Annotated in this window: 17 protein-coding genes and 1 pseudogene; 6 read left to right on the forward strand and 12 right to left on the reverse strand. The window is 41.1% G+C overall.

The window, feature by feature from the left end; genetic code table 11:
* Positions 1-76 precede the first annotated feature (76 nt).
* Positions 77-517 (reverse strand): annotated as a pseudogene (gene dtd, locus N8M09_RS10535) (D-aminoacyl-tRNA deacylase); the annotation flags it as partial.
* Positions 518-547: 30 nt separating this feature from the next.
* Positions 548-2,770 carry a RelA/SpoT family protein gene (locus tag N8M09_RS10540; RefSeq protein ID WP_261065127.1) on the reverse strand — a complete coding sequence of 741 codons (2,223 nt, stop codon included), beginning with the start codon at positions 2,768-2,770 and terminating at the stop codon, positions 548-550.
* 398 nt (positions 2,771-3,168) lie between these two features.
* On the opposite strand from N8M09_RS10540, the gene N8M09_RS10545 reads away from it, so the two are divergent.
* The gene (locus N8M09_RS10545) at positions 3,169-3,378 is read left to right on the forward strand and encodes a hypothetical protein (protein WP_314726071.1); all 210 of its coding nucleotides are present in this window, start codon (positions 3,169-3,171) and stop codon (positions 3,376-3,378) included.
* Between the two features lie 123 nt (positions 3,379-3,501).
* Positions 3,502-4,131, forward strand: a complete 630-nt coding sequence (locus tag N8M09_RS10550) for an MBL fold metallo-hydrolase (RefSeq protein WP_261065129.1) — start codon at positions 3,502-3,504, stop codon at positions 4,129-4,131.
* Positions 4,132-4,234: 103 nt separating this feature from the next.
* On the opposite strand, the gene N8M09_RS10555 is transcribed toward N8M09_RS10550, so the two are convergent.
* From N8M09_RS10555 to pepO, 4 genes are all read right to left on the reverse strand, one after another.
* Positions 4,235-6,247, reverse strand: a complete 2,013-nt coding sequence (locus N8M09_RS10555; protein ID WP_261065130.1) for an LPXTG cell wall anchor domain-containing protein — start codon at positions 6,245-6,247, stop codon at positions 4,235-4,237.
* A gap of 396 nt (positions 6,248-6,643) precedes the next feature.
* Positions 6,644-7,297, reverse strand: a complete 654-nt coding sequence (locus N8M09_RS10560; RefSeq protein WP_261065131.1) for a recombinase family protein — start codon at positions 7,295-7,297, stop codon at positions 6,644-6,646.
* Positions 7,298-7,476: 179 nt separating this feature from the next.
* Positions 7,477-8,241 carry a hypothetical protein gene (locus N8M09_RS10565; RefSeq protein ID WP_261065132.1) on the reverse strand — a complete coding sequence of 255 codons (765 nt, stop codon included), beginning with the start codon at positions 8,239-8,241 and terminating at the stop codon, positions 7,477-7,479.
* 59 nt (positions 8,242-8,300) lie between these two features.
* A complete protein-coding gene (pepO, locus tag N8M09_RS10570) occupies positions 8,301-10,193 on the reverse strand; it encodes an endopeptidase PepO (RefSeq protein WP_261065133.1) in 1,893 nt (630 codons plus the stop codon).
* Positions 10,194-10,370: 177 nt separating this feature from the next.
* Here pepO and N8M09_RS10575 point away from each other — a divergent pair, with 177 nt between their 5' ends.
* The 4 genes from N8M09_RS10575 (at position 10,371) to tpx (ending at position 13,664) form a co-directional block, all read left to right on the forward strand.
* Positions 10,371-11,093: a metal ABC transporter ATP-binding protein gene (locus tag N8M09_RS10575; RefSeq protein WP_000619145.1), complete on the forward strand. Its 723-nt coding sequence runs from the start codon at positions 10,371-10,373 to the stop codon at positions 11,091-11,093.
* On the forward strand, positions 11,090-11,938 hold the full coding sequence (locus N8M09_RS10580; protein ID WP_000559776.1) for a metal ABC transporter permease: 849 nt from the start codon (positions 11,090-11,092) through the stop codon (positions 11,936-11,938). Before N8M09_RS10575 ends, N8M09_RS10580 begins: the two co-directional genes overlap by 4 nt.
* A gap of 31 nt (positions 11,939-11,969) precedes the next feature.
* Positions 11,970-12,899, forward strand: a complete 930-nt coding sequence (gene psaA / locus N8M09_RS10585) for a metal ABC transporter substrate-binding lipoprotein/adhesin PsaA (protein ID WP_045611179.1) — start codon at positions 11,970-11,972, stop codon at positions 12,897-12,899.
* A 273-nt stretch (positions 12,900-13,172) separates the two neighbouring features.
* Entirely contained in the window at positions 13,173-13,664 is a 492-nt protein-coding gene (gene tpx / locus N8M09_RS10590; protein ID WP_057487168.1) for a thiol peroxidase, read from the forward strand.
* Positions 13,665-13,873: 209 nt separating this feature from the next.
* On the opposite strand, the gene N8M09_RS10595 is transcribed toward tpx, so the two are convergent.
* From N8M09_RS10595 to N8M09_RS10620, 6 genes are all read right to left on the reverse strand, one after another.
* Positions 13,874-16,582: an ABC transporter permease gene (locus N8M09_RS10595; RefSeq protein WP_261065134.1), complete on the reverse strand. Its 2,709-nt coding sequence runs from the start codon at positions 16,580-16,582 to the stop codon at positions 13,874-13,876.
* 1 nt (position 16,583) lies between these two features.
* A complete protein-coding gene (locus N8M09_RS10600) occupies positions 16,584-17,285 on the reverse strand; it encodes an ABC transporter ATP-binding protein (RefSeq protein ID WP_261065135.1) in 702 nt (233 codons plus the stop codon).
* Positions 17,286-17,415: 130 nt separating this feature from the next.
* Positions 17,416-19,827 (reverse strand): glycoside hydrolase family 95 protein, encoded by a 2,412-nt coding sequence (locus N8M09_RS10605; protein ID WP_261065136.1) that lies wholly within the window; start codon positions 19,825-19,827, stop codon positions 17,416-17,418.
* Between the two features lie 52 nt (positions 19,828-19,879).
* Positions 19,880-20,572 (reverse strand): phosphoglycerate mutase, encoded by a 693-nt coding sequence (locus N8M09_RS10610; RefSeq protein WP_000240129.1) that lies wholly within the window; start codon positions 20,570-20,572, stop codon positions 19,880-19,882.
* Between the two features lie 238 nt (positions 20,573-20,810).
* Positions 20,811-21,287, reverse strand: coding sequence for a hypothetical protein (locus tag N8M09_RS10615; RefSeq protein WP_261065137.1), 477 nt, complete (start codon positions 21,285-21,287; stop codon positions 20,811-20,813).
* Between the two features lie 13 nt (positions 21,288-21,300).
* Entirely contained in the window at positions 21,301-21,681 is a 381-nt protein-coding gene (locus N8M09_RS10620) for a hypothetical protein (protein ID WP_261065139.1), read from the reverse strand.
* Positions 21,682-21,854: the final 173 nt, after the last annotated feature.

Here is a 21,854-nt window from a genome sequence, read left to right on the forward strand (position 1 = left end):
TGGGACTTTTTTTCTACAACAAAATAGGCTCCATAATATCTATAGGGGATTTACCCACTACAAATATTATAGAGCCTCTATTTTTAGTATCAAGGATAATGGTGACTGGTCCGTCATTGACCAACTCAACCTGCATATCCGCTCCAAAGATGCCTGTCTGAACGGGCACTTCTTGCGCTAATTTTTGATTGAAAGCATCATAAAAGTATGATGCCACATCAGGTTTGGCTGCACCTGTAAAGGCTGGACGATTGCCTTTCTTAGTATCCGCAAAGAGGGTAAACTGAGAAATAGAAAGGATTTCTCCTTCAATATCTTTAACAGACAGGTTCATCTTGCCTTCTGCGTCTGAAAAAATCCGCATGTTGACAAGCTTTCTCACAGCATAGTCCAAATCTTCCTCTCGGTCCTCTGGTCCAACACCAACCAGCAATAAGAGCCCCTGATTGATTTTTCCCTGAACCTGACCTTCGATACTCACTTGGGCTTTTTTTACCCGTTGGATAATGATTTTCATAATAGCCTTTCTAGTTAAGAGCTAGGACAATTAGCCGTTGGTTCGTTTGACAGAATAGACCTCTGGTACGCTCTTAATCTTGTCCACAACCGTGGTTAGCGTCGAGAGGTTAGCAATACCAAAAGATACATGAATATTAGCAAATTTCATATCCTTGGTTGGTTGAGCATTGACCGTTGAGATATTCTTAGTTGTGTTTGAAAGAACTTGTAGCACATCGTTCAACAGTCCTGTACGGTTGAGGCCATAAATATCGATATGAGCCATATACTCCTTATTTGAGCTAGAGTACTGGTCTTCCCATTCCACATCAAGGAGACGTTGCTCGTAGTTTTCTTGAGCACGCAGGTTCATACAGTCCACACGGTGAATAGCCACACCACGCCCCTTGGTAATATAGCCAACAATATCGTCACCAGGAACAGGATTACAACACTTGGCAATCCGCACTAGGAGACCTGAGGCACCTTCAATGACCACTCCACCCTCATGCTTAACCTTGAGGGTTTCTTTGTTCTCAACCTTGACCTCGCCACCTTTGACAAGTTCTTCTGCTTCCGCCTTAGCCTTGGCACGTTCTTCTTCACGGCGTTCCTTTTCAGTCAGACGGTTAAAGACGGTAATAGCACCGATTTCGCCAAAACCAATGGCCGCAAAAAGGGATTCTTCTGTCTTGTAGCTGGTCTTTTGTAGAACTTGGTCCATGTGGCGCTTGTCCATGAATTTATTGGCCACATAGCCGTTTTCTTGAAACTGAGCCATCAGCATCTCACGACCCTTATTGACAGAAAGTTCCTTATCTTGGTTTTTAAAGAACTGACGAATCTTGTTGCGCGCCTTGCTGGTCTTGACCATATTGAGCCAGTCACGGCTCGGCCCAAAGGAGTTGGGGTTGGTGACAATTTCAACCTGATCCCCGGTCTTAAGTTTGGTTGTCAGTGGAACCATACGACCATTGACCTTAGCACCAGTTGCTTTTTCACCAACCTTTGTATGAATTTCGTAGGCAAAGTCAATTGGACCTGAATCTTTTGGAAGGGAACGAACAGCTCCATCTGGAGTAAAGACATAAATCTCCTCAGCCAGGTAGTTTTCCTTAACTGAATCAACAAATTCTTTAGCATCATCGGCCTGGTCTTGGAGCTCCATCATCTCCTTGATCCAGTTCATCCCAATAGCAGATTCCTTGCTGTTGACCTGCCCCTTAATGCCTTTCTTATAAGCCCAGTGAGCCGCAACCCCATACTCAGCCACCTCATGCATGGCCTTGGTTCGAATCTGGAATTCAATCGGCCCTTTTGGCCCATAAACAGTCGTATGGATAGACTGGTAACCATTGGCCTTGCGGTTGGCGATATAGTCTTTGAAGCGGCCAGGCATCGGCTTCCAAAGCTCATGCACATAACCAAGCATGGCATAAACATCACTTTGGGTATCTAAAATACAACGAATGGCAATCAAGTCATAGATTTCCTCAAACCGTTTTCTCTTATCCTGCATTTTGCGGAAAATAGAGTAAATATGCTTGGGACGACCATAAATCTTCCCTTTCAAGTGATGATCCGTCGTATATTCCTCTAATTTTGTGACTACCTCATCCACCAAGGCCTCACGCTCTCTGCGTTTTTCCTTCATCATATGGGTAATCTTATAAAACTCCGTAGGATTGAGATAACGGAAAGACAGGTCTTCCAATTCCCATTTGACACTGGAAATCCCCAAACGATGGGCAAGCGGGGCATAGATTTCCATGGTTTCTTTGGAAATACGCTCCTGCTTGTCTTTTCGAAGATGTTTCAGGGTCCGCATATTGTGCAAGCGGTCTGACAGTTTGACCAAGATAACACGGATGTCCTCAGACATGGCCATAAGCATCTTGCGGTGGTTTTCAGCCAACTGCTCTTCGTGAGACTTGTACTTGACCTTACCGAGCTTAGTAACCCCATCTACGATTACCCGCACATCAGGACCAAACTCTCTTTCCAAATCGTCCAAGGTCGCATCTGTATCTTCCACCACATCATGCAAGAAACCACAAGCTACCGTTACAGCATCCAGCTTGAGCTTGGCTAAGATACCTGCCACTTGGATAGGATGAATGATATAAGGCTCGCCTGATTTGCGGTATTGACCACTATGGCAATCCACCGCATAGACCAAGGCCTTATGGACAAAATGGACATCCTCTTCCGTTAAATATTCTTTGGTTAAAGCGACAACTTCTTCGCCTGTTAAATTCACTTCTTTTGGCATCTCTACTCTCCAATTCTTCCTACCATTTTATCACTTTTTTAAGAATATGAAAACTAGATTGGAACAGAATAAGAAAAAAATAATTCAGAATTGCTTGATAATTCTGAATTATTAGTCTATAATATATTACGAAGTTAGATTTTAAACTTAGGTGATAGAAGGAGAGATAGAAGAACGGAAACCATATTGTAACCGAAAGACTTTCTGACTTCCCCAATTCCATTGAAGATACAAAAGATAAACGATGGAACTCGTGTCACATACACTGGTAGCTTGACTGGATTTTGGAATTAAAAATCCTCAAGATACTTTCTTTTATCCTCTAGTTTATAAGGAGAACACCTATGAAAAAAACTGCTATTTCTATCTTTGCTCTCCTAGTATTAGGAGTTTGCTGCCTGTTTCTATTCAGCCAGCAAAGCTATAAAAAAACAGTCGTTCAATACTATGCTAACGACCAGAACCTACCCAATAGGATAACTTATAGTGAATATAGCGATAAACGAGAAGCCAACTACGGTGGCACTCTAAATATCACATCTATCAAACAAGCTAATGACGGAGTTTATGCAACCTATGAAGGGCAATTGACACCTCTCCAATATTGATAAATTGATAACCAGCCTGTCTTCATCTAGTCATGCTGGTTTTTAAGTTCATTCTAAATCCTTACCTATTCTCCCCAACTGTGATATACTTATCTTAGTACATTCTTTGAGATTGGAGCTAATATGAAAATCCATAAAACTGTGAATCCTGTTGCCTATGAAAATACCTATTATTTGGAAGGCGAAAAGAACCTCATCGTCGTCGATCCCGGTAGCCATTGGGGAGCCATTCGTCAGACCATCGAGAAAATCAACAAACCTGTCTGCGCTATTCTCCTGACCCATGCTCATTATGACCATATCATGAGTCTGGACTTGGTTCGCAAGACTTTTGGCAATCCTCCGGTCTATATTGCAGAGAGCGAAGCCAGCTGGCTCTATACTCCTGTCGATAATCTCTCTGGGCTACCTCGCCACGATGATATGGCAGATGTAGTCGCAAAACCTGCAGAGAACACCTTTGTCTTTCATGAAGAATACCAACTAGAGGAATTTCGTTTCACTGTCTTACCAACACCAGGACATTCTATCGGTGGTGTTTCCCTAGTATTTCCTGATGCTCACCTAGTCTTGACAGGAGATGCTTTGTTCCGTGAAACAATCGGACGGACCGACCTTCCGACTGGTAGCATGGAGCAACTCCTCTATAGTATCCAGACTCAACTCTTCACCCTACCAAACTACGATGTTTATCCAGGACATGGTCCAGCTACTACTATCGCTCACGAAAAGACCTTCAATCCTTTTTTCTAGAAAGATGATGACAATAGATATCATGAAAAGATTTTCTAAATTATCTCCTCAAATTGATTTTTTCACAGTCTAAAATAATTGATAGATAAACTATGAATTGGGGTTATTCTGACTCCTTACGAAAGCTAAATAATCCAGCAGTTAGAGTTAACATTCCAAATAGGGTAGCGAGAATTGAGTTATTTTCTCCAGTATTTGGCAAAGTCTTAGCTACTTGTTTCGAAATAGTTTCAGTCTTAGTTGCTAACGGATCAGCTTGAGTTTTTGTACTACTTGCGTCATTTCCTTTTTGTTCTGTGGTTGTTGGAGTATTACTACTATCTACAACTGGAACAGGAGTTGTACTACCTCCGTTATCACGGCTTGCGGCAACTTTAAAAGTCATAGCATAGATACTAAAGTGGTTAGTTTCGAAAGTCACCTTATCTGTATCTTGTTTGAACTTCAATGCCTGTAAAGTACCGTCTGGAGCAACATAATAGACATTTTCAACTGGCTTATCAGCAGAAAGACTTACTAGAACCATGCCGTTTGGCTGGATAGCTTTACCATTCGCGTCATATAAATGAATGTCGAATGCCTTGTAGTCTTTTGATTCAAGTGAAGTCGACTTGGTTTCTTCTACCTTGATATAGCTGACATTTTTGAGTGTTGCTTCTGAACCATGCACTCGAACGCTTCCAGCTTTGTTCGAAAGAACACGAGTATTGTTTGGGGTGGCTGGATTAAGCGTAGGAGTTACGGAAGTTGTCGGTGTTATTGGAGCAACTGGTGTAACTGGATTTACAGGCTGCTCACTTGGCTTCTCTGCTGGTTTCGCTGGTTTAGTAGGCTGTGGTTGATCAGCTGGAACAGGAGGAACACTTGGTTGCTTGTCTGGCTTAGGTTGCTCACTTGGCTTCTCTGCTGGTTTCGCTGGCTTAGTAGGCTGTGGTTGATCAGCTGGAACAGGAGGAACACTTGGTTGCTTGTCTGGCTTAGGCTGCTCACTCGGCTTAACTTCTGGTTGCACTGGTTTAGTAGGCTGTGGTTGATCAGCTGGAACGGTAGGAACACTTGGTTGCTTATCTGGCTTAGGCTGTTCGCTTGGCTTAACTTCTGGTTTTACTTGCTCAGCTGGTTTTTCAGCAGGGTTCTTAAACAAGAAAACGTAAGTATCATAGGTTTCACCAAATAGATTGTATGAATGAGTTTTAGTTTTCTCATCATAGCGATTTGTTTCTTCACTTGGGTATCCTTGATAATAAAGTTCTTCTAGTTTTTTATCCTTAGTTAAGGTATAAACCTGGATATCTTCTTTCTTCTCTTTTGATTTGATATTCAAAAAGATACCACCACCTTGGAGAGTTCGATTTGTTCCGTAAGTTGGTTTTCCATTTTTATTAGGAACTTCATAGAAGATTGTATAAGCTTCGTAGTTCATTCCTTCCAACTCTGGAACTTTTACTCGAACAAGAGCAGGTTTAAACCTACTGTCCATATCTCCAAATCCGCTACCTTTAAATTTTATCTCTTTACCATTTTCGAACATCGGATTATTGAAATTCGAATTAAAAGTATTTACTTTTATATGAGAGCCTGCATGAAGCAAGTCTGATTCAGCTGTCCACCAACCGTAAGATGTTTTTTCTACATTTTCAGCAGGGAGTGGAACGGCAAGGTCGTTTGTTGTTAGAGTAGGACGCCCTGTTCCGTTATTAAACCAACGTTTTGGCTGGTCGTTTCGATAAGGAACCTTTGGCAATCCAGCATTTTCAGCTGGTTCTACTGGTTTAGCAGGTTGTGGTTGCTCTGCAGGTTTAACCTCTGGTTGAGGGTTTTCTGCTGGTTTTGGAGTTGAAACGGGTGTTTCAGCTAGTTTATTTTCAACCGGCTTGTTCTCAACTGGTTTCGGCTGCTCAGTTGGCTTGACTGTTTCAACTGGTTTTGAAATTTCAGTAGGTTTTTCAGTTTCCATTGGTTGCGGATCTTTGGGTGTTGGTTGAGTGGTATTAGGTTTAGCAGCAACATTTGGCTGCGGTGCAAGGTTTTCCTCGGCATGCACCAAAGTTGGCACTACAGCACTAAGAGTGACAGCAGAAAAGGTAACAATACCTAGTTTAGTGAGTTTATTCATAATTTTTCCTCCTCAGGAATATAAAATTGCCTTTTTAGGCTTATAAAATGACAAAATCAACTTCCTTTCAAGACCACAAAAGCAAAATTTTGAGCCAACTCATTCTCTAAACATTTAATGTCCTTGATAGAAGCCTTAAATGAACCTTCATCCATTAACTGAACAATACAGCTATCATACTATTACATATCTTAATGATTTTTAAGTTTTTTGTTACCAAAAGCTAGCTATCTCCTTTAGAGATAGGGAACTAACTGTATCGCGTAACGACCGTTTGATAAAACAGTCAAAACAACAATATGAATATTTTAAAAAATGCGAGTTTAACAGTGTTTTTAACCTGTATTAGACTGGTATTTTTTGTGTATCGTTTAACGGTCGTTAATCGAAACAAATTTACGGCTTCATTCTACCATTTTTCCCTATTTTTAGCAATGATTTTCCGTTTTTTTGACGATTGTTCGCCACTTTATTACGTTCTAACACTTTATATAGGGTTGATGTAGAAATTTGTTCAGTTTTTGCAATATTACGTATGCTTATATCTGAATGTAGATATTTGTTAAGTATCCGCTCCTCCTTTTCTTTTGAAATCCGTTTTGCTCCTAATCTAACACCATTTTCCTTAGCTTTTCGAAGTCCCTCTTTTGTGCGAAACCTCAGATTTTCCAGCTCATTTTCTGCCACAAAGCCTAAAATGATGCAAAGTAACCTGCCAATAAGAGAACCTGTTTCTAGTTTTTCATGCAAACTGACTAGGTGAATATTAGATTCATTAAATAGTTCAATAAGTTCTAGTAGCTTAAACATAGATCGAGTCAGTCTATCTAACTTATAGATAGTGAAAGTAACCTGCTTGCCATCTTTAGAAAAGTCAGAGGCCAGTTTTAAAGCCTTTGTAAGTTCAGGACGAGTGTTATTTGAACCAGATTCCTTTTCTATAAAAAGTTTATCGCAATGTTTGAGAGCTTCGATTCGCACTTTCAATCCTAGGTCTTGCTTATGAGTAGATACACGGGCGTAGCCTATGTTGATAGTCTTTTGAGACATAAAAATCCTCCTGTTATCTTGATACAGAGGGATATTTTACTATGAATTTTAAAATAAGAAAAGACCTTCAATCCTTTCTTCTAGTACGCAAAAAAACCAAGGAATTTTTTATCCTTGGTTTTTGTGTACTGCTATTTTATGACGTCAGAATCTAGCCTAGTTTTAAATTTTATCAAGTACTAGTTGACCCGCTCGAGTTCTTTCCAATCAAATTTAGCTAAATCAACTTCATTAGAAGAAATCTCTAAGACTTGCTCTGGCTTTTGATTCCCACCAATTTGGAGAGTCCCTTCTTTAATCTTCTGCACTCCGTCCTTATTAAAGGCATAAAGGCTTAAGTTCATTTCTGGTCGTGTTGACTGCCAGTCTGCATATATGACTTGGCCATTTTCATAAATGACTAAACTGGAACGAAAGCCACCTGCAGAAGCTACATAAGCTGTGTGAAGCAACTTAGGTTGTTTATTTTCTAAATAATAAATGGCTGAAACAAATTTTTCGTCCCCAATAAGCAACTCGGCTTGATCATCCTTATTCAAATCAACAAGGGCATATTTAAAGTCTGGTGCATTTTGATAATCCATTCGAGAGAAAATCATGCCATATTCTTCTGATGTAATCTTGTGTTGTTTATTTTCCTCGTATAAATCTTCTCTATTCCCTTGCTTTAAAAGGTCTGTAAAATGATTGTACCGCTCTATTACTCCCTCGTACAAATCTTTTCCTGTTTCACTTTTCTTTTCCATTGTTGTTGACGGCGTTGCAATTGAAGAACTTGTACTAGTTTGGCTCTCTGACTTCGTAGAGGTTTCCTTATGTTCCTCTTTGGTCGAAGATGATTGTGTTGCCGAAGGTTCTATTTTTTCATCTTTTTTGTTTGCACCACAAGATGCTAAAATAAAAATAGTAAGAATAGCTGAAAGCATCATTAAAAATTTCTTCATGTTAACCTCTTTAGCCCATCCTATGCAGATTTACAGATTTTAGTATTAGATTGGATTCATTACCAAATAATCACGCGCTCTTCTGGGGAACGCCACATACCGTCTCCTTCTTTGACATCATAGGTTGTAAAGAAATCATCGAAGTTTGGTACTTGCACATTGACACGGAGTTTGGCTGGTGCGTGCACATCGACGCTAGCCAAAAGTTTCATAAATTCTGGTCGACCTTTCATGCGCCAGATGCGACCGAAGTTGTAGAAGAATTCTTCTGCTGAGAAGTCTGGTTCTCTCTTGGCTGCTTCAAGCGCTGCAGCAATTCCTCCCAAGTCAGCTACGTTTTCTGATACAGTCAATTTACCGTTAATGGTTGCTCCATAAGAATCTTGTCCATCAAACTGGTCAATAACTTTTTGTGTTTTCTCCTTGAAGGCAGCATAGTCATTCTCTGTCCACCAATCCTTGAGGCTACCATTTTCATCGAAGGAAGCTCCGTTGGTATCAAAGGCGTGAGAAATTTCATGGGCAATAACCGCCCCGATACCCCCGTAGTTAGCAGAAGATGACTGATGCAAATCATAGAAAGGTGCTTGTAAAATAGCCGCTGGAAAGACAATCAGGTTCTTCTGTGGATTGTAGTAGGCATTGACCATATGAGCAGGCATGCCCCATTCCTTGTAGTCTACAGGCTGGTTCCACTTGCTCCAACTGTGCTTGATTTCCACACGCGCAAAGGCTAGAGCATTGTCAAAAAGACTAACAGTCTCATCCACTACCTTGTCTTTGTAGCGTTCTGGCAATTCTTCTGGGTAACCGATATAAGGCTTGATGACATTGAGTTTGACGATGGCCTTGTCACGAGTTTCAGGAGTCAGCCAGTCATTCTTAGCCAAACGTTCCTTATAGACATCAATCATGGTTGCCACTTTTTTCTCTACGTCTGCCTTGGCCTCTGGAGAGAATTTTTCATGGGCATACCAGAGACCCAAGGCTTGTTTGAAAGGACCTTGTGCTAGCTGGTAGGCTGCCTTGACCTTGTCTTTGGCTTCTGGGACTCCTGAAAGCGCACGGCTATAGGCACCTGATAAGACACGGATTTCTTCTGTTAAATAGCTGGTTGAAAGATTAACAACACTTAAAATTAAGGTTGCCTTGAGGAGAGGCCAAGCCTCTTCACTATAGAATTGATCTGCTGCTTGCCAGAAACGTTCCTCGTCTACGATAACCTTGTCTGGTGCTTGTCCAAGAACAGCTTGGAAGAAGTCATCCAAAGGTAGGGCAGGCGCAAATTTCTTGAAATCTTCGTAAGCATATGGATGGTAAAGTTTAGCATACTCTGAACTTTCTTCATTAGAGAGCACCACTGCCGCAACTCGGCGGTCTAATTCTAGTCTTTTCTCTAACAAGTCTTCAATTTCTTCATCAGAGAAATCAAAAGCTTTGAGGAGATTTGCGCTACTTTCTTTCCAAAGAGTCAAGAGTTCCTCACGTTGAGGATGGTCTTCAGCATAGTAGGTCGTATCTGGCAAAATCGTGCTTGGAGCACTAGCCCATAAAACGTTGATTCTGGCATCCATAAAGTCTGGCGATACACCAAAAGGTAGGAAGTTAGGTTTTCCTGCAAGTTCAAACTCTGCTAGTCTAGCTGTAAAATCCGCAAAAGTCTCCAATTCTTGGAATTCTTTAAGGAGTGGTAAGACAGGTTTGATACCGTCAGCTTCTCTCTTATCAAAGTCACGAACTAGGCGGTGGTATTTGACAAAGTTCGCCAAGATAGCATCCTCAGGCACCTCTTCTCCTGCCAACCACTTGTCTGTTGTCGCCAGCATCAGGTCTTCAATTTCCTGATCTAAATCAACAAAACCTCCTGTTTGAGACTTATCTGCTGGAATTTCAGCTGTCTGTTGCCATTCTCCATTGATTGCATCATAAAAATCATCTTGATAACGTATCATCTTGTTCTCGCTTTCATTTGTACTTGTTTTTAGCTTAACAAAAATTAACTGGGAATGCAATTAAAAATGAACTTTCTCTTGCCATCATTTCTCAGTTATTATTTTAATTTTTTTAAAAATTAACTTGACTTAATTTTTTTTTTAATGTATATTAAGAGGCAGGAGGAATACAAGTTTATGATACGTATCGAAAACCTCAGTGTCTCCTACAAAGAAACGTTGGCACTTAAGGATATTTCACTAGTGCTCCACGGACCAACAATTACCGGTATTATTGGTCCAAACGGTGCTGGGAAATCAACATTATTAAAAGGGATGCTGGGAATTATCCCACATCAAGGTCAGGCATTTCTCGATGACAAGGAAGTTAAAAAATCCTTACATCGAATCGCCTATGTCGAACAAAAAATCAATATCGACTACAACTTTCCCATCAAGGTCAAGGAATGTGTCTCGCTAGGACTCTTTCCCTCTATCCCTCTCTTTCGAAGTTTAAAGGCTAAACATTGGAAGAAAGTGCAAGAGGCCCTTGAAATTGTCGGTCTAGCTGACTACGCTGAACGTCAAATCAGTCAACTGTCTGGAGGTCAGTTCCAGCGGGTCTTGATTGCCAGATGTTTGGTGCAGGAAGCCGACTATATCCTCTTGGATGAACCCTTTGTTGGGATTGACTCTGTTAGTGAGGAAATCATCATGAATACGCTGAGAGATCTGAAAAAAGCTGGGAAGACGGTTCTCATCGTCCACCACGACCTCAGCAAGGTTGCCCACTACTTCGATCAAGTCTTGCTTGTCAATCGAGAAGTGATTGCCTTTGGTCCAACCAAAGAAACCTTTACCGAAGCCAATCTCAAAGAAGCTTACGGTAATCGACTATTTTTCAATGGAGGTGACCTATGATTGCAGAATTTATCGATGGATTGCAAAAATTCCATTTCTTACAAAATGCCTTGATAACAGCCATTGTCATCGGGGTCGTAGCTGGAGCTGTGGGATGTTTCATCATCCTACGCGGGATGTCACTCATGGGAGATGCCATTTCACATGCTGTCTTGCCAGGTGTAGCCCTCTCCTTTATCTTGGGCCTTGACTTCTTCATCGGAGCCATTGTCTTTGGACTACTAGCTGCTATCATCATTACCTACATCAAGGGGAACTCGATTATCAAAAGCGATACCGCCATCGGCATTACCTTTTCTTCTTTCTTAGCCCTCGGTATCATCTTGATTAGTGTCGCTAAAAGTTCAACTGACCTTTTCCATATCCTTTTTGGTAATATCCTGGCCGTCCAAGATACGGATATGTTTATTACTATGGGTGTGGGGGCAGCCATTCTCTTGTTAATCTGGATTTTCTTCAAGCAACTCTTGATAACATCCTTTGATGAACTCTTGGCTAAAGCCATGGGAATGCCTGTCAATTTCTATCACTACCTTCTCATGGTACTCCTGACTCTCGTATCTGTGACAGCCATGCAAAGTGTCGGAACTATCCTGATTGTAGCCATGCTGATTACCCCAGCTGCAACTGCTTATCTCTATGCTAATAGTCTGAAAAGCATGATTTTCCTTTCCTCAACCTTTGGAGCGACAGCTTCAGTTTTGGGGCTCTTTATCGGCTATAGCTTTAACGTTGCGGCAGGTTCTAGTATCGTGCTTACAGCCGCTAGTTTCTTTCTCATTAGCTTCTTTATCGCTCCAAAACAACGATATTTGAAACTGAAAAATAAACATTTGTTAAAATAAGGGGCAAAACCCCACTAAATTGGAGGATCTAATGAAAAAATTAGGTACATTACTCGTTCTCTTTCTTTCCGTCATTGCTCTTGTAGCATGTACTAGTGGAAAAAAAGATGCAGCTTCTGGTCAAAAACTAAAAGTTGTTGCTACAAACTCAATCATCGCTGATATTACTAAAAATATTGCTGGTGACAAGATTGATCTTCACAGTATCGTTCCTGTTGGCCAAGACCCACACGAATACGAGCCACTACCTGAAGACGTCAAGAAAACTTCTCAAGCTGATTTGATTTTCTATAACGGGATCAACCTTGAAACAGGTGGCAATGCTTGGTTTACAAAATTGGTAGAAAATGCCAAGAAAACTGAAAACAAAGACTACTTTGCAGTCAGCGAAGGCGTTGATGTTATCTACCTTGAAGGCCAAAACGAAAAAGGTAAAGAAGACCCGCACGCTTGGCTTAACCTTGAAAATGGGATGATTTTTGCTAAAAACATCGCAAAACAATTGAGCGCTAAAGACCCTAGCAACAAGGAATTCTACGAAAAAAATCTCAAAGAATATACTGATAAGTTAGACAAACTTGACAAGGAAGCTAAAGAGAAATTTAACAACATTCCTGCTGAGAAAAAACTCATCGTAACCAGCGAAGGATGCTTCAAATACTTCTCTAAAGCCTACGGTGTTCCAAGTGCCTACATCTGGGAAATCAACACTGAAGAAGAAGGAACTCCTGACCAAATCAAGACCTTGGTTGAAAAACTTCGCCAAACAAAAACTCCTTCACTCTTTGTAGAATCAAGTGTGGATGACCGTCCAATGAAGACTGTTTCACAAGACACAAACATCCCAATCTACGCACAAATCTTTACTGACTCAATCGCAGAACAAGGTAAAGAAGGCGACAGCTACTACAACATGATGAAATACAACCTTGATAAGATTGCTGAAGGATTGGCAAAATAATACTCTTCGAAAATCTCTTCAAACCACGTCAGCGTCGCCTTGCCGTATATATGTTACTGACTTCGTCAGTTCTATCTACAACCTCAAAGCGGTGCTTTGAGCAACCTGTGGCTAGCTTCCTAGTTTGCTCTTTGATTTTCATTGAGTATAAGCCTCTGAAAAACGTCATTCTCACATGAGCTGGCGTTTTTTCTATGCTCACATTTCCGGTCAAATCATTGGAAAATTCTGACTGTTTCAGCTACAATGGAAGAAAAAAGATTGGAGTATCTTATGGTAACTTTTCTCGGAAATCCTGTGAGCTTTACAGGTAAACAACTACAAGTCGGCGACAAGGCGCTTGATTTTTCTCTCACTACAACAGACCTTTCTAAAAAATCTCTAGCTGATTTTGATGGGAAGAAAAAAGTCTTGAGTGTCGTGCCTTCTATCGATACAGGCATCTGCTCAACTCAAACGCGTCGTTTTAATGAAGAACTGGCTGGACTGGATAATACAGTTGTCTTGACTGTTTCAATGGATCTACCTTTTGCCCAAAAACGTTGGTGTGGGGCTGAAGGTATTGAAAATGCCATCATGCTTTCAGACTATTTCGACCAATCCTTTGGACGTGATTATGCCCTCTTAATCAATGAGTGGCACTTATTGGCACGCGCAGTCTTTGTCCTCGATACTGACAATACGATTCGCTACGTTGAATACGTGGACAATATCAACTCTGAACCAAACTTCGAAGCCGCAATTGCAGCTGCTAAAGCCCTATAGAAAAAATCCTCTGTCACAAAGAGTTCCCTACTCTTTGAAACGGAGGATTTTTGTTTACGTGTAAATACAAGGGCAATCAGCTAAAAACAACTACCTTATACTCAATGAAAATCAAAGAGTAAAGCAGGAAGCTAGCCGTAGGCTGTTCAAGACACTGCTTTGAGGTTGCAGATATAGCTAATGTTGTTTGAAGAGATTCTAGAAGAGTATTACTCTACAGATTTCAGAGCTTCAAGCATATCAACCTTTCTCAAATGATGATTGACGAAGAAACCAAGCAGGGTCAAAATGATGCTTACTGCTGCCACTGGGATTACATAGACTTCCCAGCCTACCTGCGGATAAAAGAGAATAGTCGCAGGAGAAATCATTTGAATCAAGAATTGGTGTAAATAGAAACCTGAGACCAGACCAAGTACGATTCCCACAAGAGACAAGACAATCGTCTCACGGTAAATGTAGAGGGTGACTTCTTTATTATGAAAACCGAGCACCTTGATAGTGGAAAGTTCACGGATTCTCTCAGCCACGTTGATATTGGTCAAATTGTAGAGGATAACAATAGCCAACAGAACTGATACGATGACCAAGATGGTCATGGTCTGATTGAGGGAGCTGGCGACGGAGTCAAATAATCGAATGGCTGAAGCATTCTGGACGACGCTTGACACCGCAGATTGATTCATAAGTAAGCCTGCCTGCCTTTCGATACTAGTAGCACTGATATCCTTTAGAGAGACCAGATAAGTGTTGGCTTGGGGTAGTTGTCCGTAAATTTGCTCATAGCTAGTCTGACTCATATAAATAAAGTGCCCAACGTAATTCTCAGCAATGGCAGCGACCTTTAGCTCCTTACCTTCAATTTCTAAGTTCTCCCCAACCTTGACACCTGCCAACTGGGCGAGTTTAGCTGTAATAACGATGCCATCTTTTAATGTAAGTACCTGCTGATGATGTTGCAGATGGATAAAGGGTGTCAAATCTTCCTTATCTGTCACCATAAGAGTAATGGTTTGAAGACCAGCCTTGCCTTTGAAATCCTTGTCTAGCGTTTTAGAATAGATTTTCTGATAAGCTTGGATATCTTGCCCTTTCAACACTTCTTCTAGCTCTGCCTTGTCCTGATTGGTCGCACTAGGATTTTCAGATACAATCATCTGATACTGTTGAATTTGTTGAAACTGTCTAGACGGAACTCCTGCTACAGAGGATTGGATTCCCAAACCTGCAAAGAGCAGAGCTACAGAACCTGCCACACCAAAGATCGTCATCAACATCCGCTGCTTATAACGGAAGATATTGCGAGCTGTTACCTTATGAGTAAAACTGAGACGACGCCAGATAAAACCGATGCGTTCCAGTAAGATTTTAGCTCCTTTAACAGGAGGTTTAGGCAGTAAAAGCTGGGCTGTTTCGTCATGAAGTTCCCTACGAGCCACCAGATAGGCTGGTAACACACTCGCCAACCAACTCAAAGCAAGAGCCAGTAAACTATAGGTCCAATAGAATTGAATCTGGGTTTCTCCCACCACCATGCCTTTTGTAATGACACTTGAAATCACACCGGCTAGTAAATAATGTCCAAGTATGCTACCTAGAGCTGTTCCTACAGTCCCAGCTACTAGACCATAAAGGAGAAACTTGACAATAATATCCTTGCTACGATATCCCAAGGCCTTAAAAATCCCTGCATGAGTTCGCTCTTCATCCACAAAACGAGTCATAGTTGTGAAGGTCACCATAGCCGCTACGGCATAAAGCACTACAGGAAAGATATTGCCCACTGCCCGAATACTGGCTGAAGCATTACTGTACATGAGGTAGCCTTGACCGCCAGGCATGGTTTGCCGATTATAGACTTGATACCTTGGCTCAGCCAAATCATCCAAGACTTGCTGATGTTTTTCTAATTTTTCCTTTTCTTGGGCTAGATTTTGTTCAGCCTGCTTTAGTTTGTCCTCTTCATTGCTCAATTCCTGCTTGGCTTGGGTAAGTTGAGCACTGGCTTGATCTCTCTGAGCTTGAGGAAGCAAGGCTAGTTGACTTTCCTGAGCTTGTAAACGAACTCGAGCAGTTGCTAAACGACGCTTGCCTTCCTGCAAATTAGCCTCAGCTTTGACAAGGGTCTCTTGCCCCTTGTCTAGAGACTCCTGGCCTTCTTTTTTCAAGAGTTGCAAACGTGCCTTGCCATTATCTGATAGAGCTTGTTCAAGGTCTTCCTGATGTTGCTTGGATTTTTCTTCATAAGCTACTGAAAAAGCATTTAAGCCTGCTAAATCTTGATATTTTAAACGAGCTATATTGTAGACTTTCTGATCAAACTGACTAGGTAAAATCACCCCATAAGCGGTTAAAGTCCCACTTCCACTTCCTGCGTAGCCCATGTCTCGCTGAGAGAGGATTTCAGCTGAATCCACAAAACCAGTAATGGTATAAGTATGGTCTTTTAAAGAGGAATGACTGCCTTCTTTTTCTTTAAAGCTAATCTCCTGTCCCACACTGTATTGACCTTGCAAATGACTGGCTAAAGCAATTTCCTGTCCTGTCTGAGGGAGTCGTCCCTCTCTGAGCTGAAAGATTGAAATTCGCTCTGGTTTGGAGTAGAGCCGAATGGCATCCTGCCCATTATCCATAGTCACATCTGTCAAATAGCCAAACTCAACCTCTGCGCCCTCTATCTGTTCTAGTTCTTCTTGATCTGCTTGATCCAAACCATAGTTAGACATAACCGCCAAATCCAAGGTTTGAGCAGTTGTTAAATAAGCATTAGCTGTCGCCTCCATATTAGGACTAGTTACTTTGAGGCCCACTAGGGCTAGAGATCCCAACATCATCAAGGTCAAGATGGATAAAAAACGCCCCTTGGAGCCTGTGAAGGACTGAATTAAGTCCTTCCAATAGGTTTTTCGCTTGATCATGCTAGTACTCCAAACTGTCGATATCCTGAGGATGCTGGTTCATCACCACATCCTTGACACTGGCATCGTGCATATGAATCACGCGATCAGCAATGGGCGCCAAATCTCCATTGTGAGTCACAATGATCACCGTCGCTCCCTTTTTACGAGACATGTCTTGGAGGATTTTCAAAACCTGCTTGCCCGTCTGATAATCCAAGGCGCCTGTCGGTTCGTCACAAAGGAGAATTTTAGGATTTTTGGCTACCGCGCGTGCAATGGAGACTCGCTGTTGCTCCCCTCCAGAAAGCTGGGCTGGAAAGTTATTGAGACGATGAGCCAGACCTACATCTGTCAAGACCTGCTCAGGATCCCAGGCATCTGTCACGATTTCTGAGGCCAGTTCCACATTTTCCTTAGCGGTCAGATTGGAAACTAGATTATAAAACTGAAAAACAAAACCGACATCATTTCTACGATAATTGGTTCTCTGGTGGGAACTATAATCTGCAATATTGGCACCATCAATCCAAATTTCCCCTTCATCATTGGTATCCATTCCCCCAAGAAGATTAAGAACCGTTGACTTACCTGCACCAGACGCACCAAGGATAATCACTAGCTCTCCTTTTTCAATTTCAAAATTCACATCACGATTGGCCACAATCTCCGTATCCCCAACCTGATAACGCTTGTAACAGTGTCTCATCTCAATATAAGTCATAAGACCCACCCTCTCTCAAACAAATTACTTCCTACTACCATTATAACGCTTTTTCAACTAGTTGGAAACTGCTTACATTCTCAAATCCTTATTAAAAGACAGTATCAAACCACTGCCTTCTAACATCTTCTTAAAAATAAAATTGAACCAGATCGCCTTCTGCTGTTGCAACCGAAATACAATCTTTCCCCATGCATTTCGCTTTTATTTTTTCTTGATTCACTTCAATCACACTTTTTTCAATATCTGGATAAGAGACTCGCAAATCTCCTCCACTCCTTGATAAAATGGTCAACTGTAAGAGTTTTTTATCCGCCCAACTCATGCTCACTTCAAAATATCCACGTGCCACTAAGCCTGAAACGGAACCTCTTGACCATGCATCGGGTAGGGCGGCTAGAGGTACCAGATAAGCTGTATGAGACTGGAGTAACATTTCTGCCATGCCACTAGTAGCACCAAAATTACCATCTATCTGAAAAGGAGGGTGGCTACACCAAAGATTTGGCAAGGTCGATGACTTTAACTGCTCTGCTAATAATTTATGGGCTCGATTGCCATCTCCCAAACGCGCCCAGAGATTGATCTTATTAGCCTTGGACCAGCCTGTTCCGCCATCTCCACGATCATTGAGGCTAGCACGCGCCGCATCAAGATAGTCTTGTCCCTTATAGCTAAAAAGATTGCCAGGATAAAGGCCCACCAGATGGGAAGCGTGCCGATGCTGGGCCTCCACTTTCTCATTTTGAAAATGCTGCTCTTCCTCCTCATACCACTCCCTGATTCGACCAGATTGAGTGATTTGAAGAGGATTAAGCAAATCAAACTTCTCCTTGACCTCAGTCAACAAATCCCCATCCAGCCCCAATTCCTGAGCAGCCTGAATAAAATCATGGAATAATTGCCAAATCAGAGATTGGTCATAGGTATTGCCAATCGAAATCGGCCCATGTTCTGGCGAGTAAGATGGAGAAGATACCCATCGCTTCGCTTCCTTATCCTCATGTAAAAAAGCATTCCAAAAACGAACCGTTTCCCTCAACATGGGATAAATTTTCTCCCTGAGATAGTCTTGATCCCTATAAAATGAATAGACTTCATAAACCGTTTGCATCATCCACGCATTGGCAGCTGGTGACCAGCCCCAATAGTAATCCCAACCAGGTGCCGTCCAACAAAAGGGAGTCGCTTGAGTATGAACCAGCCAACCATTCTCCTCACCTTTCTGAGAGACGATTCCTGCATACCTTGCAGCCGCTATGCGACCATAGACACGCAAATCATCGATATAGTTGATGACCGGAAAGGCCGTCTCTAGAAGATTGGTAATATAGGCTGGCCAATAATTCATCTGCAGGTTGATATTCAAGTGATAGTCCGAATTCCAAGGAGGATTGTCGACCGCATTCCAGACCCCTTGTAGGTTAGCTGGTAGAGCATCTGGACAGTCTCTAGAAGAACTAATCAATAAATACCGCCCATACTGGAAAAACAGCTCCTCCAAAGCCTGCCCCTCTTGTGGCTTATAATTTTTTAGAAAATCATCTGTAGTGGATGTGTCTACATCAGCTCCCAAATCCAATTGAACACGCTGGAATAAGGCTTGGTAGTCCTCAATATGCCTTGATTTCAATTGGGCATAGCCCTTTTCTTTAGCTGTGTCCACAAAGTCTATCACCTGTTGCTCTAAATCTAGTTTCTTGCGATAATTGCTAGCAGGATTTTGGGCAAAATCCGTCTTAGCTGCCAAGAAAAGATTGGCATAACTGGCTCCTGATATCTGAACCTTATCTGCCCAAACTCTAATATCCCCATCTGTTTGCCAAGATAAACAGCTAGCAAACTGCAGGTCATTGTCCTTAACTCTTCCCTTCATCAAAATATGAGAATCAGTAATGTCCAACTTGCATTCCTTGTAATCAGATTTTTCCTGTTCATACTTTCCATCAGAAGCCAAATCACGGGTCAAGGATAGTTCTATAGTAAAATCTAGAGTTTCCAACCCTTCCTTAGTAAAACGTTGAACCAAGAGATCATCTGGAAAACTGGCAAAGGCTTCACGTTCAAATCGCGTTCCCTTATAGGCATAAGAAGTCGTCGCAAGTGCCTTACTAATATTCAGCTGTCTCTGATAGTCCGTCACCTGAGACAAAGTCGTACCTTGCTGGCTGAACTCAATGTGAATATCCCCAAAGGACAGATAGGTCCCATATTGACTCGTTTTTGGCCCGACTAGGTGCTGTTCAGCCAGTTCCTTAGCCCGATTGTAATCTCTCTTTTCCAAAGCCTGCCGAATCTCAGCTAAAAAACCATACTGATCCTGAAGATTTCCACCCTGATAATCGGAACTATCAGGAAGTGGACCTCCAGACCAGAGACTTTTTTCATTAAATTGAATCCGCTCAGCCCCTATAAGCCCAAATATTTTTGCCCCTAAAGAACCATTGCCTATCGGTAAGGCCTCTTCTTCCCAGCTCTTATATGTTGTTGATGCTGGTTGCTTGTAGGCCAATACATAATCTTGTTTTTTATTCCTTATCATACTTCCATACTAACATAAAAAGCCTAGAAATCAATTCTAGACTTACATTTTTTTATTTTCCAAGGTAGTATTCAGAAACTACGTTCAATTTTTCGTCGAATTCGAATACCAATGGTGGGAAGTTAGGGATTTCCACGTCCATGATTTCGTCATCTGACAAACCTTTGATGTGTTTTACAAGGGCACGGATTGAGTTACCGTGAGCTCCTACGAATACGTTTTTACCATCTTTAAGAGCTGGAGCGATTTTATCTTCCCAGAATGGAAGGGCACGTTCCAAAGTCACTTTCAAGTTTTCAGCATCTGGAATAACTGAGTCGTCAAGTGAAGCGTAACGACGGTCTGTGTGAGCTGAGTGCTCATCATCACGATCCATATTTGGAGGCAATACATCGTATGAACGACGCCAGATGTGAACTTGCTCATCACCAAATTGTTCAGCAGCTTCAGCTTTGTTTTTACCAGTCAAACCACCGTAGTGACGTTCGTTCAAACGCCATGATTTTTCAACTGGAACCCACAATTGGTCAGAAGCTTCAAGAGCCAAGTTTGTTGTTTTAATCGCACGTTTCAATACTGAAGTGTAAGCTTGGTCAAATTCGATACCAGCTTCTTTGATCAATTTACCAGCGTCAATCGCTTGTTGTGTACCTTTTTCAGACAAATCAACATCAGCCCAACCAGTGAAAAGGTTAGCTTTGTTCCATTCAGACTCACCGTGGCGAGCAAAAACCAATTTTACCATTAGATGGATTCTCCTTTAAATTTTCCGAGGTTTCCCCTCGTTTATCTATTCTATTTTACACAATTTTTCACAAAAAAGCTAGTCAAAACCAAAAAGGAAAGGACTGTTTGACAATCACATTGTTTTTGATAATTTCTATTCTATCTTCATTATTTAATCTTTAAAAAACACCCCAATTTCTAACATTTGGGGTGTAATTTAACCAATTATTCTCAATTACTACAAAAAAATTTCTATCTTACTGTAGTTGAGATGTCAAAGTTTTCAACTGTTTTTGCAAATTGTCTCTAAAGTCTTTCAATTGTTGAGACAATTTTGATTTATCATCTTCCTTAATCTCAGTTGACCCTAGCAAATCATATATTTTTTTCTGCGCATCGAATAATTTTTGAGTTGACTCTTTTAGTTTGGTAAACGACTCATTATTTTCCATAGCTGTGCCTTTGAAACTTTCCTCAGCTTTAGTAAAATAATCATCAAAAATCTTTTTATAAAGATCTATATAATCTGCATAAGTACGTATTGATTCAATCGCATCGTCTGTTACAACCGGTGTATCAAGAGTGATTGTTTCTTTTGAGGTATTAGATGTTGCTACTGTCTTCTCATCATTACTTGTTGAAGTAGTCTTTGAATTTTGTGCTCCACATGCAGCGAGAAGAGAAACAGATAATAGAATTACTCCTAGACCGAGAAAATGTTTTGTTTTTTTCATGCCAAAACACCTTTTATTCTTCTGATTTGAATTTCTTCAATGTTGCAAGGAATAGAGATCCTCCAATAATAGCAAGAATTCCCCCAACCCATCCTAAGAATGGAATGAGACTAACTCCACCAGAAACAATCATTAGTACAGACGGATCTGCACCTACACGATTATCTCCTTTATAGTAAACAATAGCAATGATACCAAGAACAAGATTTGCAATCTTCAAGGCATTCAAGAGTAAGGCAACACCTGAAACAGCCCCTGCAGTAGCTCCTCCATTAAGAGTTGTAGCAGCTGTATTTACCGCTGTTCCCAACAAGACAAAAGGACCAATAAGAAGTAAAATTCCTCCCACAAGACCGACGATACCACTAATTAAAGCAAGTGTTTTTGATTTCATAATAAAATCTCCTTTTTATTTTTTTCAAATAAAATTGTATCATATTTGCTAAAAAAAAAAAGCATTTTCTGATATTATAAAATAAAAATTTGTATAAGCTAACTTCTCAAAGTAACTTCCACTTGCCTGACCAAAGTGGAAATTAGTCTAAAACGGATTTTTATGGTGGAATT

The sequence above is a fragment of the Streptococcus mitis genome (assembly GCF_946190375.1).
GTDB lineage: Bacteria > Bacillota > Bacilli > Lactobacillales > Streptococcaceae > Streptococcus > Streptococcus mitis_CJ.

Excerpts from the sequence above, each read along its gene's own strand:
- N8M09_RS10575 (WP_000619145.1), top strand. The coding sequence starts at position 10,371 with ATGATACGTATCGAAAACCTCAGTGTCTCCTACAAAGAAACGTTGGCA.
- N8M09_RS10580 (WP_000559776.1), top strand. The coding sequence starts at position 11,090 with ATGATTGCAGAATTTATCGATGGATTGCAAAAATTCCATTTCTTACAA.
- N8M09_RS10605 (WP_261065136.1), bottom strand. The coding sequence starts at position 19,827 with ATGATAAGGAATAAAAAACAAGATTATGTATTGGCCTACAAGCAACCA.
- pepO (WP_261065133.1), bottom strand. The coding sequence starts at position 10,193 with ATGATACGTTATCAAGATGATTTTTATGATGCAATCAATGGAGAATGG.
- N8M09_RS10550 (WP_261065129.1), top strand. The coding sequence starts at position 3,502 with ATGAAAATCCATAAAACTGTGAATCCTGTTGCCTATGAAAATACCTAT.
- N8M09_RS10615 (WP_261065137.1), bottom strand. The coding sequence starts at position 21,287 with ATGAAAAAAACAAAACATTTTCTCGGTCTAGGAGTAATTCTATTATCT.
- N8M09_RS10560 (WP_261065131.1), bottom strand. The coding sequence starts at position 7,297 with ATGTCTCAAAAGACTATCAACATAGGCTACGCCCGTGTATCTACTCAT.
- N8M09_RS10540 (WP_261065127.1), bottom strand. The coding sequence starts at position 2,770 with ATGCCAAAAGAAGTGAATTTAACAGGCGAAGAAGTTGTCGCTTTAACC.
- N8M09_RS10610 (WP_000240129.1), bottom strand. The coding sequence starts at position 20,572 with ATGGTAAAATTGGTTTTTGCTCGCCACGGTGAGTCTGAATGGAACAAA.
- N8M09_RS10565 (WP_261065132.1), bottom strand. The coding sequence starts at position 8,241 with ATGAAGAAATTTTTAATGATGCTTTCAGCTATTCTTACTATTTTTATT.
- tpx (WP_057487168.1), top strand. The coding sequence starts at position 13,173 with ATGGTAACTTTTCTCGGAAATCCTGTGAGCTTTACAGGTAAACAACTA.
- N8M09_RS10600 (WP_261065135.1), bottom strand. The coding sequence starts at position 17,285 with ATGACTTATATTGAGATGAGACACTGTTACAAGCGTTATCAGGTTGGG.
- N8M09_RS10555 (WP_261065130.1), bottom strand. The coding sequence starts at position 6,247 with ATGAATAAACTCACTAAACTAGGTATTGTTACCTTTTCTGCTGTCACT.
- psaA (WP_045611179.1), top strand. The coding sequence starts at position 11,970 with ATGAAAAAATTAGGTACATTACTCGTTCTCTTTCTTTCCGTCATTGCT.
- N8M09_RS10595 (WP_261065134.1), bottom strand. The coding sequence starts at position 16,582 with ATGATCAAGCGAAAAACCTATTGGAAGGACTTAATTCAGTCCTTCACA.
- N8M09_RS10620 (WP_261065139.1), bottom strand. The coding sequence starts at position 21,681 with ATGAAATCAAAAACACTTGCTTTAATTAGTGGTATCGTCGGTCTTGTG.